Origin of the sequence: Pseudarthrobacter sp. NPDC059871, assembly GCF_042731175.1 — a bacterium.
GTDB lineage: Bacteria > Actinomycetota > Actinomycetes > Actinomycetales > Micrococcaceae > Arthrobacter.
Map to the genome: position 1 here is coordinate 117,097 of NZ_JBHWJV010000007.1, position 15,408 is coordinate 132,504.

A 15,408-nucleotide genomic window follows, 5' to 3' on the forward strand; every position below is an offset into this window, starting at 1 on the left:
CAAATCGGTTCCAGGGGCTCGGGGGCCCTTTCCCGGGACTCGGAGCCCGGCCTTTCCCGTTATCCGCAACCGGCATATCAGACCGTCACCAGGGGCAGCAGCGTTTCAAGCATCTTGGGGCCAACCCCGTCCACAGCGTCCAGATCCTCGATCGCGCTGAAGGGCCCGTGCTCTTTTCGCCAGTCGACGATCCGCTGGGCCAGGACGGGTCCGACTTTCGGCAAGGCATCCAGCTCGTCGACGCCGGCAGTATTAATGTTGATCTTGGCACCCGCTCCGGCGGCCGCGGGCGGTGCGGTACTTCCCTGCCCCTGGGATCCTGCGCCGTCCCCGCCTGGCAGTTCCCCCTGCCGGGGAAGGTGGATTTTCTGCCCGTCTTCCGCCACGGCGGCGAGGTTGAGGACGTCCAGGTCAGCGTCCGCAGCCGCACCGCCGGCAGCCGAAATGGCCTGATGGACACGGCTTCCGGCCGGCAGGGTCACCACGCCCGGGGCCAGGACGGCTCCTGATACGTGGACCACCATGACATCCCCTGGTGCCGCGGAGGGCCCACCCGGCCCGGAACCTTCCCCCGCGTCCGGGGTGGCGTGACTGTCCGTTGCTGGGTCCGGTGCCGGGGTGCTTTCGCGGCTGACGGTGTTCAACGGCAGGACCTCCGGCCGCCCACCGGCGGTCTGCCACCAGAACAGGACACCGGCTGCGACGGCCAGCAGGCCGACAGCTATGGCGACCCGCAGGCCCAGCCGCCAGCGCAGCGAAGGTACCGTGCCGGCCGGAGACTGCGTGTTCCCTTCGCGTTCGGACAGTTGCGGGTCTCCGGCGACACGACCACCGGCCGCGGCGTCGCGGTACTCGAAGCCCCCGCCGTCGTCGTCGCCCTGGCCCTGGTGAACAGCCAGCATCCCGCCGGCCCCGCCACCGAGGGTTGCCTGCAGCCGGGCCCGGGCATGACGAGCCCGCTGGCCTGCTGCTGGAGCATCCCGGCGTGACATAACTCAACGCTATGAGGGGTGCCGGTCCGACAATAGCCAGGTGCGGGCCTATGTGGAAAGGCCTGCCGGAGCGGTGTCCTCCTGGCCGACGATCACCGCAAGGACGCCCAGACCGGCATGGGCAGCCAGGACGGCAGGCAGCGAGCTGATCTGCGGCGGCGGGCAGTGCGGCAATGCGGCAGAAAGCCGAACGGCGAGGCTTTCAGCCTCCTCCGGATTGCCGAAGTGGTGGACCGCCAAACGGACGCTGCCGGCGGGACGGGCCTGGGCATCGGCAGCCACAATTTCCTCCAACCGCGCCACCGCCTTTGCCGCCGACCGCACCTTTTCCAGCGGGATGATCTTGCCATCGTCCACCGCGAGGAGGGGCTTGATGGCCAGCATGGTTCCCCACAGTGAAGCGGCGGCGCCGATGCGGCCGCCGCGGCGCAGTTGTTCCAGGCTGGGAACATAGAAGTAAACCTTGGTGCGCTCCGCCTGGGCCTCGGCCGCCGCGGCAACGGCCGCCTGCCCGGCTCCCCCGGCGGCAGCCTTCACAGCGGCCTGCACGGCCATGCCCTGTGCCATGCCCACGGTCCGTGAGTCGATGACCTGCACGGGGATGCCCACGCGTTGGGCGGCCAGCCGGGCCGAGTCTGCCGTTCCGGAGAGGTCCCCTGAGATGTGCACGGAAACCACCGACTCGTACCCCTGCTGCTGCAGCGACCGGTAAGCCTGTTCAAACTGCCCGGGCGAAGGGCGCGATGTTTTGACCTGGGTGCCCGCAGCCAACGCCAGGGCAATGATTTCCAGGATGTCGTCCTCGCCCTCCCCGTAAATCTCCGAACCCACCATGACGGGCATCGGAGTGATGGTGAGGAGGCTGTGCACCGGCAAGCTGCGGAGATAGCCAACCGGCAGCGCTGCGGCGGAATCGGTGACGACGGCGGTCCGCGCCACTGGCACGCCCGCACCGGAAACGGCTGCTCCGGGCCTGGCCGCCGGACGCAGCGCAGAAAGACGGGCCCGGACCCATGGCCAGGGGGCGGCTTTACTGTCGGGCACATTGCCTCCTGGTGTCCTGGTGCAGAGTCCGGAAAAGCCGGAACCGGCCGCCCGGTATGATGGGCGGCCGGTTCCGGCGAGGGTGCAGCAACGGCTAGGCCGGAACGATGTTGACCAGTTTAGGTGCCCGGACAATGACCGTGCGGATGCCGCGGCCGTCCAGTGCACGCTGCACGTTCTCCGAGGCCAGCGCCAGTTCGCGCAGGCTGTCCTCGGAAATGTCCGGAGAGATTTCCAGCCGGTCCCGGACCTTGCCCTGGACCTGGACCACAGCCGTGACGGTGTCCTGGACCAGCAGGGACGGATCGTGCGCCGGCCAACCGGCGTTGGCCACGGACGCCGGGTGGCCCAGCACGCTCCACATATCCTCCGCCGTGTACGGGGCGAACAGGCTGAGGATCACGGCCACCGCTTCGGCCGCTTCGCGGACTGCGGGGTCGGCCCCGCCGGCTCCGGAGTCGATGGCCTTGCGGGTGGCATTGACGAGTTCCATCAGTTTGGCCACAACGACATTGAACTTGTTGGCGTCAAGCAGTTCGGCAGCGTCGGCAATGGTGCGGTGCGTGACGGAGCGCAGTCCACGGTCCCCCGTGCCGGCCTCGGTACCGGGGACACTGGTAACGTCCTGGGCCAAGCGCCATGCCCGGGCCAGGAACTTCGCGGATCCGGACGGGGAGACATCTGCCCAGTCCACATCGTCCTCCGGCGGGGACGCGAAGACCATGGTCAGGCGGACGGCATCGACGCCATACTTGTCCAGCTGCTCGCCGAGGTCCACACCGTTGCCCAGGGACTTGCTCATGGCTTTGCCGCCATTGAGGACCTGCCCCTGGTTGAGGAGGGCGCTGAAGGGCTCATTGGCTTCAATCAGGCCAAGATCATTGATGACCTTAGTGAAGAAGCGGGCGTACAGCAGGTGGAGGATGGCGTGCTCGACGCCGCCCACGTACTGTCCCACCGGCATCCAGTCGTTGATCTTGGCCGGATCGAACGGCCCCTCGGTGTAGTCCGGTGAGACGAAGCGCAGGAAGTACCAGGACGAATCCACGAACGTGTCCATGGTGTCCGTGTCGCGTTTGGCGGCACCGTGGCAGTTGGGGCATTCCACGTTGACCCATTCCTCGGCCGCGGCCAGCGGGGAGGTACCCTTGGGCGCCAGGTCCTCGCCGCGGAGGTCCGACGGGAGGGTGACGGGCAGCTGATCGTCCGGCACCGGAACCTCTCCACAGGAGGGGCAGTGGATGATGGGGATGGGAGTGCCCCAGAACCGCTGGCGGCTAAGGAGCCAGTCACGGAGCCGGAAGTTCACGAACTTCTCGCCGGTGCCCTGGCGTTCCAGGATGGCAATGGCTGCCGGAATGGCTTCTGCCTTGGGGAGTCCGTCGAGTTCGCCCGAATTGATCAGGGTGCCCTCGCCCGCGGTGGCGGTGCCCGTGGCGGCAGGATCTTCCTCGCCGGTGTCCAGGACAGCACGGACGGGCAGGTCGAACGTTTTGGCGAAATCCAGGTCGCGCTGGTCGTGGGCCGGCACGGCCATGATGGCTCCGGTGCCGTAATCCGCGAGGACGTAGTCTGCAGCCCACACGGGCAGCTTCTCGCCGTTCAACGGGTTGACGGCGTACCTGCCGGTGAACACACCGGTCTTCTCCCGCTCGGTGGACTGCCGCTCAATCTCGGAGAGTGCCTTGACCGTTTCCCGGTACTCGTCCAGCGCTGCGGCGTGCTCATCCGTGACGAGCTCTACGGCGATCGGCGCGTCTGCGGCGACGACGAAGAACGTGGCGCCGTACAGGGTGTCCGGGCGCGTGGTGAAGACCGTGACGTCCTTGGCGGGCTTGCCGCCGTCGGCCTCAATGACGAAGTTGACGTGCGCACCTTCGGAGCGGCCGATCCAGTTCTTCTGCATCGCCAGGACCCGTTCGGGCCAGTGTCCGCGGAGCTGTTCCATGTCGTCGAGCAGGCGGTCGGCGTAGTCAGTGATCTTGAAGTACCACTGGTTCAGGGACTTTTTGGTGACGACGGTGCCGCAGCGCTCGCAGGCGCCGTTGACCACCTGTTCGTTGGCCAGGACAGTCTGGTCCTTGGGGCACCAGTTAACCGGGGAGTTCTTCCGGTAGGCCAGGCCGCGCTCGTAGAAGCGCTTGAACAGCCACTGGGTCCAGCGGTAGTACTCAGGATCGGACGTGTGCAGCCGGCGGGACCAGTCGGCGGAGATGGCGTACCGCTTGAAGGACGCCGCCTGGGTGTCGATGTTGGTGTAGGTCCACTCACTGGGGTGGGCGTTGCGCTTGATGGCGGCGTTTTCGGCCGGGAGGCCGAAGGAGTCCCAGCCGATCGGGTGCAGCACATCGAACCCCTGCTGGCGCAGGTAGCGGGCAACCACGTCGCCCATGGCGAAGGCTTCCGCGTGGCCCATGTGCAGATCGCCGGAAGGGTAAGGGAACATGTCCAGCACGTAGCGCCGTTCCCGTGAGCCGTCATCGGCCGTGGTAAAGACCTTGAGGTCCTCCCACACCTGCGGCCATCTGGCCTCCATTGCGGCAAAACTATAGGTGCCCTCTTCGGGCCCCTCTGCTGCCACTGTTGCTGTTCCGGTGTCTGTCTCCGGCTGAACGCCCACTGCTGCCCTCTTCTGTTCTGTTACGGCACGTGTGCTGCCATAACGGCCTGATTCCCCTGCTGCCGGCCCGGTCTGACCCGGACATACAAAAGCCCCTCGACAAAGGAGGGGCTGCCGCTCAGCTATCCGTTGTTTCGGACACCTGGCGGCCGGCTAAGCAGGAGGATCGCACGCATAGACCTACTTTAGCGCACCGGGCCTGTCCCCTGCCTGCACCGGCGCCGGCGCCGTGAAACGCCAGGGGCCACCCTACCTGGATGGCAAGGTGGCCCCCGGTGGACAACGGTCCTACTGCACGTCTTCGTCCACCCAGTCCATGGACTTGGTGACCGCCTTGCGCCAGAGCCGCATCTGGCGTTCCTGCTCGGCCTGGTCCAGCTGGGGTTCCCAGCGCTTGTCCTCGGACCAGTTGGACGAGAGCTCTCCGAGGTCCTTCCAGAACCCGACGGCCAGTCCCGCCGCGTACGCTGCACCCAGCGCCGTGGTCTCGATGACCTTCGGGCGGATCACCGGCACGCCAAGGATGTCCGCCTGGAACTGCATCAGAGCGTCATTGGCAACCATGCCGCCGTCGACCTTCAGCTCGGTCAGCGGAACACCGGAGTCCGCGTTGACCGCGTCCAGCACCTCGCGGGTCTGGAATGCTGTTGCCTCCAACGCCGCACGGGCAATGTGGTTCTTGTTGACGAACCTGGTGAGGCCAACGATCGCACCGCGTGCGTCCGGGCGCCAATACGGAGCGAACAGGCCCGAGAACGCCGGAACAATGTACACACCGCCGTTGTCCTTGACTGTTGCCGCCAGTGTTTCGACCTCGGGAGCGCTGCTGATCATCCCCAGGTTGTCCCGCAGCCACTGAATGAGTGAGCCGGTGACAGCGATGGAGCCTTCCAAGGCGTAGTGGGGCTTGGCGTCGCCCAGCTTGTAGCCCACCGTGGTGAGCAGACCGTTCTTGGAGTGGACGATTTCCTCACCGGTGTTGAAGATCAGGAAGCAGCCGGTGCCGTAGGTGTTCTTGGCTTCCCCGGTTTCGAAGGCCGCCTGGCCGAAGGTTGCCGCCTGCTGGTCGCCCAGGATACCCGCCACCGGGGTTTCACGCAGCAGCTGCGAGGTGTGGACGGTCCCGTACACCTCCGAGGACGATTTGATCTCGGGCATCATGGTGCGCGGAACACCGAAGATGCCAAGGATCTCGTCATCCCACTGCAGGGTTTCCAGGTCCATGAACAGGGTCCGGGATGCGTTGGTGACGTCGGTGACGTGCACTCCGCCGTCCACGCCGCCGGTCAGGTTCCACAAGACCCAGCAGTCGGTGTTGCCGAAGACCAGGTTGCCGGCCTCCGCTTTTTCCCGGGCGCCGTCCACATTGTCCAGGATCCACTTGATCTTGGTGCCGGAGAAGTAGGTGGCCAGCGGCAGGCCCACCTTCTGTTTGAACCGGTCACCGCCGCCGTCCTTGGCCAGCTCGTCCACGATGTCCTGCGTCCGGGTGTCCTGCCACACGATGGCGTTGTACACGGGCTCGCCGGTGGTCTTGTCCCACACCACAGCGGTTTCGCGCTGGTTGGTGATGCCGACGGCGGCGATATCGTGCCGTGTCAGGTTCGCCTTGGACAGGGCTGAGGCGATGACCTCGCGGGTGTTGTTCCAGATTTCCGCGGCATTGTGTTCCACCCATCCTGCTTTGGGGAAGATCTGCTCGTGTTCCATCTGGCCCGAGGAGACAATGGCGCCGCTGTGGTCAAAAATGATGGCGCGCGTACTGGTGGTGCCCTGGTCAATGGCGATTACGTACTGGTTCATGGTGACGTCCTTGTCTGTTTGGTGGATGGGGTGAATCAGCTGTTCAGGAAGCGGCAGTGATGATGATGGGGGCAATCCGTGCGACGATGCCGCCGAGGGCACCGCCTACCAGGGGACCGACCACCGGAATCCAGGAGTAGCCCCAGTCGCTGGAACCCTTGCCTCGGATAGGAAGCAGGGCGTGGGCGATGCGGGGACCAAGGTCACGGGCGGGGTTGATGGCGTAGCCGGTGGGGCCGCCCAGCGAGACGCCGATGCCTACCACGAGCAGTGCGACAGCCAGCGGCCCGAGGCCCGAGGGGGTGCCACCCAGGGTGAGGATGACGAACACCAGTACGAACGTGCCGATGATTTCGGTGACCAGGTTCCACGGCGTGGAGCGGATCGCGGGGCCGGTGGAGAAGACGCCCAGCTTGCTGGCAGCAGCCTCTTCCGTGTCGAAGTGCTGCTTGTAGGCGAGCCAGCAGACCACAGCGCCAAGGAAGGCGCCCAGCATTTCACCGGCAAAGTAGGTCAGTGTCGACGCTACGTCCACGGCGACGCCGGGAGCGTACTCGGCCTTCCCGTTGATGAGCAGGCCCACGGTCACGGCCGGGTTCAGGTGCGCCCCCGACTTTGCGGCGACGAATACGCCGCAGAACACGGCGATACCCCATCCCCAGGTGACCATCAGGAACCCGCCGCTGTTGCCTTTCGTTCCCCGCAGGGCGACGTTGGCAACAACGCCGCAGCCCAGCAGGGTGAGCATCGCCGTTCCGAACACCTCGGATAAGAAAACAATTCCAAGAGACATCTTTGACTCCTCTTTATTTTGTTGTTGGCCCTTCGCGGGTTGAAGGGCCGTCGGGCCGGGACGGTGTTTCGTCCCGGCTGGCAGCCCGGCCTAAGCGAGCAGGCTGTGTGTTTCCACTCTGTGCAGCCGTTGCAGGACTTCCTGGGCGTGGCTGATCTCAGCCCTCCGGGCGGCAGCGTCCCACTCCAGCGGAACGGACAGGATGTCGGCCACCTCGTTCAGGAGTTCGCCGGTCACCAGTCCCCGGAATGCCAGGGAGGTGCGCCGGATCAGCACATCCACCAGGTGCCCCACCTGTTCGTGGGCGGCCATGAACTCCAGTTCGCGGACGCTCAGTTCGCGGGTCGAGTGCAGGAGCCGGTCCGGACCGGCGTCGAGGTATTCGATCACCGCTTCTGCGCGGGTGCCGTAGCGGGTCAGGAGCCCTGCGGTGCGGTCCGCGTCCCGGCCATGGCCCATGTGGGCCTTCAGCCACCGCTGCACACCGGCGTCGTCCGCCGGGAACCCTGCGCCGCCGCCAATGGGCAGCTGCGCTGTCGAGATTTTGCGGTGCATGCCGAGCTCTGCCAGGACATCGTTGGTGAGGTGTTCGGCAAGGGCCCGGAACGTGGTCCATTTGCCGCCTACCAGACTGAGTACGACGGCGCCGGTCCCCGTGGGTGCCGGGCGGCGGGTTTCGATGCGGTAGTCACGGGAGACGAAGCCCGGCTGGGTGGCATCATGCCTGGGCAGCGGACGGACTCCCGAGAAGGTGTAGACAATCTGGTTGCGCGTGACCGGGATGTTCGGGAACACATGCCCCACCAGGTCGAAGAAGTAGTCGATTTCCTCGTCGGTGCAGACGGCGTCCTGTGACATGTCGGCGTCGACGTCGGTGGTGCCGACCAGGACCCGGTCCCCCATCGGGTAGATGAGGACGATCCGGCCGTCAGTGTGTTCGAAGAAGATCTCCCGGCCCCGGCATGCAGCGAGCAGCTCGGGAGAGTCGAGCACAATGTGGGAGCCCTTGGTGCCGCCCATGAACGACGACGTGGTCCCCATGGCCCCGTTGGTCAGGTCCACCCAGGCGCCGGTGGTGTTCACGATGACGTCGGCGGTGAAGTCGAACTCCTCCCCCGTCAGTTCGTCGCGCAGCCGGACCGTGCCCCCCTTGCCGGTGCCGGGATTGGGGCGGGGAGTCATGGACTGCAGGGAAAGGTAGTTGCTGGCGCGTGCGGTGCTTCCCTGGCCGGCAGCTTCCCCCGGCTTCGCCTGGCCGGCCTTCTCGCCGTCCTGCAGGACATCCAGCGTGAGGCGCTCGGGGTTGTGCACCGAAGCGTCAAAGTAGGTGGCCGCGTATTTGATGTCGGGCCGAAGGTCCGGCAGTTCCGCGAGGGCACGCTTGTGTCCCCGGAACTGGTGCCGCGGAACACTGCCGCCGTCCCTGGAGAAGGAATCGTAGAGGCTGAGTCCAAGCTTGATGAGGAAGGCGCCGCGCTCCTTCGGCCGGCCCTGCTGCTTGTGCGTCAGGAACCGCAACGGCGCCGAAAGGATGCCGGAGAACGTGCTGAAGATGGGAATGGTGGTCTGCAGCGGCTTGACGTAGTGGGGTGCGATCCGCAGCAGCCTGTTGCGTTCCACCACTGATTCGCGGACCAGCCGGAACTCGCCGTTTTCCAGGTACCGGATGCCGCCGTGGATCATGTGGGACGACGCTCCGCTGGCGCCCTGGCAGTAGTCGCCGCGTTCCACGAGGGCAACATCAACGCCCTGCAGTGCAAGGTCCCGGAAGGTTCCGACGCCGTTGATGCCTCCGCCGACCACCAGCACCTTCGCGTGCGGCCTGAGCCTGAGGTTATGGACGGAATGGCGCTCCGCTGCCGGCTTTGGCGCGGGTGCTGCGGATGGTTGGACAGTTGGATCCTTGGGTCCCAAAACGACTCCCTTGGGCGTTGCGTGCATGGTGCGTCCGCGCCGTGGATGCGGCGCTGTATGCACCATTCTTTGGAGTAATGGAAAATGGAGTCAAGCACTATGCACAAATGTGCAGATCGGACCGGAAATGGCCGCCTCCCGGCACGCAGACGCGCTCCGCGCTGCACAAATGTATTACTTGCAGGACCTCACCATGGATGCGATTGCGCGCGAACTCCGGACGTCCCGTTCCACGGTGTCGCGGCTGCTCTCGGCTGCCCGCGACTCCGGCCTGGTGCAGGTGCAGATCCGGAACCCGCTCGATACCGGACCTGAGCTTGAGGGCATGATCCGCAGGCGTTTCAACGTCGACGTCCACGTGGTCCCTGTCCTGGAGACCCTGAACGAAGCGGAAACCCTTGACCGGGTGGCCATGCAGGCTGCCCGCACCATCGGGCCGCTGGTGGACTCCAACGCCATCATCGGAGTGGCCTGGGGCTCCACCCTGAGCGCCGTCAGCCGGCACCTGACCAGAAAGATCACCCACGACAGCGTCATCGTGCAACTGAACGGCGCGGGCAACATGCACACCACAGGCATCACCTACGCCAGCGACATCATGCGCAGGTTCGGCAGCGCATACGGTGCCCGCGTCGAACAGTTCCCGGTACCCGCCTTTTTCGACCATGCCGCCACCAAGACCGCCATGTGGAATGAACGCAGCGTGCAGCGCATCCTTGAGCTGCAGGCCAAGATGAGCATCGCCATCTTCGGTGTTGGCTCCGTCAACGCGGACTACCCCAGCCACGTCTATGCAGGCGGCTACCTGGATGAAACCGACCTCAACATCCTGGCCACCTCCGATGTGGTGGGTGACGTTGCCACCGTGTTCTTCCGCAGCGACGGTTCCTCCGACGGGATCATCCTGAACGAACGCTCCACCGGGCCTGCCCTGGCCGAGCTCAGGCAGGTCCGCAGAAGGATCTGCGTGGTGTCAGGCGTGTCCAAGATCAACGGCCTGCGCGGCGCCCTGGCGGCCAACCTGGCCACCGACCTGATCCTGGACGAGGCCACCGCGCGCCGCCTGGTGGATTTCGAAAGCCTGGCCCCACGCAATGGGTAGAGTCGGAACCATGAAAACCTCACCGCGGCTGAGCCTGAACAACGGCGTGCTGATCAACCAGCTCGGGTTCGGGCTTTACAAGGTGCCACCTGCCGACGCCGCAGGTCTGGTGCAGACAGCGCTCGCCGCCGGCTACCGCCACTTTGACACAGCTGCCATGTACGGCAACGAAACAGGTGCTGCCCGGGGCATCAGCGCCCAGCTCGGCTCACCATCCGCGGGAATCGGCGGAGGATCCGGGGAGCTGTTTCCGGGAATCTCCCGGGAGGATATCTTCGTCACCACGAAACTCTGGAACGACCACCACGGCTACGACGCAGCGCTGCGGGCCTTCGATGACTCCATGGTCAACCTGGGGCTGGACTACGTGGACCTGTACCTCATCCACTGGCCCTGCCCGCGCAAGGGTCTGTTCCCGGAAACCTACCGTGCCCTCGAAACGCTGTACCGGGAGGGCAGGGTGCGGGCCATCGGCGTCAGCAACTTCCAGCCGGCCCACCTGGACCGGCTCCTGCAGACGGCCGAAGTGGTGCCGGCCGTCAACCAGATCGAACTCCACCCCTGGCTCCAGCAGGAGGAGCTCCGCCACAAGCATCAGGAACTCGGCATCCTGACCGAGGCGTGGAGCCCCCTGGGGCGCGGCCAGGTCCTGGCCGACCCCGTCATCCAGGCGTGCGCTGCCGAGCACCGGCGGACGCCCGCGCAGGTCATTCTCCGCTGGCACATGCAGCTGGGCCACGTCGCCATCCCGAAGGCCAGCTCAGAGGCACGCATCCGGGAGAACCTTGATGTCTTCGGGTTCGAGCTGTCATCCCGGGACATGGCGGCGCTCGCAGGCCTGGACCGCGGTCACCGCACCGGCTCCCACCCGGACAACGTCAACTAGGACCACGCATGAACACAACACACCAGGGCGGCTCCGGCACGCCCAGCTTCTTCAGCACGGATCTGGCGGCCCGCACCACCGCTTCAACGCTGGACCTCGACGGCGCGTCCGTTGCCTACTGGACCTACGAGCCGGTGCAGGAGCAGCCCGGAACGCGGACAATACTGGTCATACACGGATTCCGCGGTGACCACCATGGGCTCCTGCGGGTTGCCGATGAGCTCCCCGACATGAGGATCATCATGCCGGACCTGCCCGGCTTCGGGAGTTCCGCGGCTTTCCCGTCCGGTGCCCACTCGGTGGAACAGTACGGCCGGTTCATCACGGCGTTCATGGAGTCCTTGTCCCTCGGACCGGACACGGTTCTGCTGGGGCATTCGTTCGGGTCCATAGTCGCCTCGCACTTTGCGGCCCGCCACCCGGGGGCCGTGAACCCGCTCATCCTGGTCAATCCCATCGCTGCCCCGGCCCTTGAGGGTCCCAAGGGAATCATGACCAGGCTGGCGGTCCTCTACTACCGCCTCGCCGCACGACTCCCCAACAGGGCCGGCCAGGCGCTGCTCCGCAACCCGCTGATTGTCCGGATCATGAGTGAAACCATGGCCAAGACCGGAGACAGGGAGCTCCGCACCTTCATCCACGGCCAGCATCATGCCTACTTCAGTTCCTTCGCGGACAGGGACAGCCTGCTGGAGTCCTTCACTGCCTCGGTCAGCCACCACGTCAGCGAGGTGGCCGCCGGCCTCACACTTCCCGTGCTGCTGATCGCCGGGGAGAAAGACGAGATCGCCACCCTGCCGGACCAGCACAAACTCCTGGCGCTCCTGCCCGACGCCGAACTCAAGGTGATCCCCGGCGTCGGGCACCTGATCCACTACGAGACGCCGGAACCGGCCGCCCGCCATATCCGAACCTTCCTGAAGGACCACCCCGCGTGAAGATCGTCATCGACGCCCGTTTTACCCGGACCGACCACCACGACGGCATCAGCCGCTACGGTGCCAGCCTGATCGCGGCCACGGCGAAGATCGCGGACGTCAGCATGCTGATCTCGGACAAGCGGCAACTGGTCCTGCTGCCTGACGTTCCCTACACCCTCATCAACAGTCCGCTCTCACCGCTGGAGCTGTTCGTTGCGCGCAAGGTGAACCCGCTGAACGCCGATGTGGTGGTCTGTCCCATGCAGACAATGGGAACCTGGGGCCGCAAGTACGGGCTGGTGCTGACGCTGCACGACCTGATCTACTACGAACACCCCGCCCCGCCCGGGTTCCTCCCCGCGCCGGTGCGGCTGCTGTGGCGGCTGTACCACAAGGCGTACTGGCCCCAGCGCCTGCTCCTCAACCGGGCCGACACCGTGGCCACCATCAGCCGGACCACTGAGGCGCTGATCGCCAAGTACCGCCTGACCCGGCGTCCGGTGCGGATCATCAGCAACGCGCCCCAGCCTGCGCAGGAACCGCGCCGCCCCGGGGACGGCGCCGACAAGACCATCGTCTACATGGGCTCGTTCATGCCCTACAAGAACGTGGAAACAATGCTGGCCGGGATGGCCGGCCTGCCCGGCTACACCCTTCACCTGCTGAGCCGGATCACGCCCGAGCGGCGCGCGGAACTGGAGCTGCTGGTCCCTGCCGGAGCCTCCGTGGTCTTCCACAACGGGGTGACGGATGCGGAGTACGACTCCTACCTGAGGACGGCCACTGCCCTGGTGAGCCTGTCCCGCGCCGAGGGCTATGGCCTTCCGCTCGTGGAAGCCATGGCCGTGGGGACACCCGTGATCGCCAGCGACATCCCGATCTTCCGGGAAGTGGGCGGTGACGCCGCCACCTACGTCGACCCCGCCTCGCCCTCCCAGTTCTCGGAAGCCGTGGCCCGGTTGCAGGATGACGAACACTGGCAGGAGACCTCCCGGCTGTCCGTGATCCGCGCCAACGAATTCACCTGGGATGAATCAGCACGCCAGCTGATGGACACGGCCCGGGAAATCGTGGCAAAACGGCGCCGGTAGCAGCTTCCCGCCGCGGAGCCCCCATCCACTAGAGGACGTCCACGCCGTCCAGGCGGAGTTGAAAGGGGTCGAAGGCCCGTTTTGCAGCCACCGCAGAACGGGTAGCCCGCAGGACGCGGACCACGACGGCGGCCTGGCCGTAGGGGAAGAACAGCAGGGTCCGGACGTCCTCGCCGGAGCGGCCGGCTGCCGGCGGCCCCGCCAGCAGCACGGGGGCAGGGCCTGCCAGGCGCAGGTGGATGCCGGCGCCGGCCAGGTCTGCCGAGACTGCCCCGGTGAAGTGTTCGACGGCGGCCCGAGGGCCTGTAACGGACGCAATGCGGACGGCGGGAGGCAGCTGAAGTTCTACCCGCAGCGACAACTCCCGCTGGGCGTAGCCCGCCGGATCCCAGCGCAGCAGCGCACCCACCGCAGCTGTGTCCCCGGCGGTGATGACGGCCAGTCCGCCCTCGGAAGCAGGACGCACCAGGGCTGCGGCATTGAACCACCGCCGGACGGTGTCCTCGCCGGCGCGGAGGGTTTCGCGGCGCAGCAATGAATCGCCGTCCAGCAGCAGCGCTGCGGCGTAGCCTCCCTCAGCCACCGGCTCAGCCCCCACCGTGGCCACCACCAGCGCCTTGCCATGGCCTACCACGGCCTTCACCTGATCACCGGACGATGTGACCACCGTGGTGCCCGGGAAAGCGCGGCCCAGCTCCTCCGCCGTCCGTAGCACGCCCGTGGCGCCCTTGCGAAGCCGCCGGCCGGTGCAGTGCACGCACTGCCAGTCCGGTGCCGGCGTCGAACACCAGCGGCACTGCGGTATGGCTGAGCTTCCGCCCAGGGCCAGCGGCCCCTGGCAGTTGCCGCACCGGGCAGGTTCGCGGCAGGAGTCGCACACCAGCGACGGCGCGTAGCCTGCCCGTGCCACCTGGATCAGTACCGGCCCGCGTTCGAGCCCCTCCTTGGCGGCCCGCCACGCGGCACCGGGCAGGCGTGCGATCCGGGCGAGGGGGTCCCGTTCCTGTTCGAAGCTGTCCGCGGTGTTGAGGACCCGCGGTACCGTGCGCCTGATGGTCTGCCGGTCAGGTTCGACGGGAAGGGCCCAGCCGGCGTCAACAAGCCTCTGCACCTCGGTACTCCGGGCATGGCCGGCAAGGAGGCAGGCCGTACCTTCCTGTCCGGCGCGCAGGAGCAGGACCTCGCGGGTGTGGGCATAGGGGGCACGCTGGTCAATGTGGAGATCGTCACCGTCGTCCCAGCAAGCCACCAGGCCCAGGTTGGCCACTGGCGCGAACGCTGCCGACCTGGTGCCGATGGCAACCCGGGCAGTGCCGGCCAGGAGCCGCAGGAAGCTGCGGTACCGCGGTGTGGGCCCGTCGTCGGCCGTGAGCCTGGCCACCGCCTCCGCCGGAATCATTGCCGTGAGAGCCTGCTCCAGCCGGTCAAGGTCGCGGTAGTCCGGGACCACCACCACGGCTCCGCGCCCGGAGGCGTAGGTTGCGGCGACGGCCTCAGCCAGCAGTTGGGGCCAGCCGGACGGGCCATAGCCTTGCAGGGGATTGATGACGGCGCGGGGGGATCCGCCGGCTGAGAGGTGGCGGAGGAAAGCGAGGCCGTTACGGTAGCCGGCCCATGCGCCGAAGGACGGGCTGCCCTCGCCTTCACTGCCAGCCGGCACGGGAACTGCTTCTTCGGGACCGGAAAGGTATTCCTTTTCCAGCCTGGCCATGCGCGGGGGCACTGCGAGCCGAAGGACGTCGCTGACGGTTCCCGCATACCGGGCTGCAACGGAGGTGGCGAGCTCTGCCACGGCCGGGCTGAGGACAGGCACCGGGGAGACCACCTTCGCCAGCGGCACAAGCGTGTGGCCGGCGTCGGACACGGAAAGCCTGTCCATCAGGAAGCCCTTGAGCTGTTGGCCGTTGAAGGGCACTTTGACGCGGACCCCGGGCTTGGCGTCGGCGTCCATGACCGCGGGTACGGCGTAGTCGAAGGGGCGGTCGAGGTGCGGCAGGGAGGATTCCACCATGACCCGCGCCACCGGCAGGTGTTCTGCGAGGGGTATGCCGACCGGCTGGGTGCTGGCAGGGAAGCCCTGCAGCAGCGTTGGCTGGACGGGCCCGCCGCCGGGGACTGAAGGGTCCAGGGAGGGCTGTGCGGAGTCTTTGGCCATGGCGGCTACCTCCGTTCAGCTCCCGGGCGGAAAAGGCCAGCCAACCACGGGGCACCGACATCCGCGCGGCCCGTGCGCGGCGGCTCGG

11 protein-coding genes are annotated in these 15,408 nt (G+C 66.7%); 4 read left to right on the forward strand and 7 right to left on the reverse strand.

Annotated features, from left to right (window positions below; genetic code table 11):
- Nucleotides 1–77: 77 nt before the first annotated feature.
- The 6 genes from ACFV4R_RS11255 to ACFV4R_RS11280 all read right to left on the reverse strand — a co-directional run bounded on the left by ACFV4R_RS11255 (nt 78) and on the right by ACFV4R_RS11280 (nt 9,193).
- Complete coding sequence (locus ACFV4R_RS11255) at nt 78–992, reverse strand: ComEA family DNA-binding protein (protein ID WP_377203558.1); 915 nt, start codon at nt 990–992, stop codon at nt 78–80.
- A gap of 48 nt (nt 993–1,040) precedes the next feature.
- Nucleotides 1,041–2,036 (reverse strand): DegV family protein, encoded by a 996-nt coding sequence (locus tag ACFV4R_RS11260; RefSeq protein ID WP_377203557.1) that lies wholly within the window; start codon nt 2,034–2,036, stop codon nt 1,041–1,043.
- A gap of 94 nt (nt 2,037–2,130) precedes the next feature.
- Nucleotides 2,131–4,656 (reverse strand): leucine--tRNA ligase, encoded by a 2,526-nt coding sequence (gene leuS, locus ACFV4R_RS11265; protein ID WP_377203556.1) that lies wholly within the window; start codon nt 4,654–4,656, stop codon nt 2,131–2,133.
- 288 nt (nt 4,657–4,944) lie between these two features.
- Nucleotides 4,945–6,459 (reverse strand): glycerol kinase GlpK, encoded by a 1,515-nt coding sequence (gene glpK / locus ACFV4R_RS11270; RefSeq protein WP_377203555.1) that lies wholly within the window; start codon nt 6,457–6,459, stop codon nt 4,945–4,947.
- A gap of 43 nt (nt 6,460–6,502) precedes the next feature.
- A complete protein-coding gene (locus ACFV4R_RS11275) occupies nt 6,503–7,252 on the reverse strand; it encodes an MIP/aquaporin family protein (RefSeq protein ID WP_377203554.1) in 750 nt (249 codons plus the stop codon).
- 90 nt (nt 7,253–7,342) lie between these two features.
- Nucleotides 7,343–9,193 (reverse strand): glycerol-3-phosphate dehydrogenase/oxidase, encoded by a 1,851-nt coding sequence (locus ACFV4R_RS11280; RefSeq protein WP_377203553.1) that lies wholly within the window; start codon nt 9,191–9,193, stop codon nt 7,343–7,345.
- Between the two features lie 100 nt (nt 9,194–9,293).
- Here ACFV4R_RS11280 and ACFV4R_RS11285 point away from each other — a divergent pair, with 100 nt between their 5' ends.
- Genes ACFV4R_RS11285 through ACFV4R_RS11300 form a run of 4 tightly spaced genes read left to right on the forward strand, consistent with a single transcriptional unit; the run spans nt 9,294 to nt 13,165 of the window.
- Nucleotides 9,294–10,268, forward strand: a complete 975-nt coding sequence (locus tag ACFV4R_RS11285) for a sugar-binding transcriptional regulator (RefSeq protein ID WP_056079935.1) — start codon at nt 9,294–9,296, stop codon at nt 10,266–10,268.
- 10 nt (nt 10,269–10,278) lie between these two features.
- The gene (locus ACFV4R_RS11290) at nt 10,279–11,154 is read left to right on the forward strand and encodes an aldo/keto reductase (protein ID WP_377203552.1); all 876 of its coding nucleotides are present in this window, start codon (nt 10,279–10,281) and stop codon (nt 11,152–11,154) included.
- Between the two features lie 8 nt (nt 11,155–11,162).
- Nucleotides 11,163–12,092 carry an alpha/beta fold hydrolase gene (locus tag ACFV4R_RS11295; RefSeq protein ID WP_377203551.1) on the forward strand — a complete coding sequence of 310 codons (930 nt, stop codon included), beginning with the start codon at nt 11,163–11,165 and terminating at the stop codon, nt 12,090–12,092.
- Nucleotides 12,089–13,165 carry a glycosyltransferase family 4 protein gene (locus ACFV4R_RS11300; protein ID WP_377203550.1) on the forward strand — a complete coding sequence of 359 codons (1,077 nt, stop codon included), beginning with the start codon at nt 12,089–12,091 and terminating at the stop codon, nt 13,163–13,165. The genes ACFV4R_RS11295 and ACFV4R_RS11300 overlap by 4 nt, the downstream gene beginning before the upstream one ends.
- Before the next feature lie 28 nt (nt 13,166–13,193).
- Here ACFV4R_RS11300 and ACFV4R_RS11305 read toward each other — a convergent pair whose 3' ends face one another.
- On the reverse strand, nt 13,194–15,320 hold the full coding sequence (locus tag ACFV4R_RS11305) for a primosomal protein N' (RefSeq protein ID WP_377203549.1): 2,127 nt from the start codon (nt 15,318–15,320) through the stop codon (nt 13,194–13,196).
- Nucleotides 15,321–15,408: the final 88 nt, after the last annotated feature.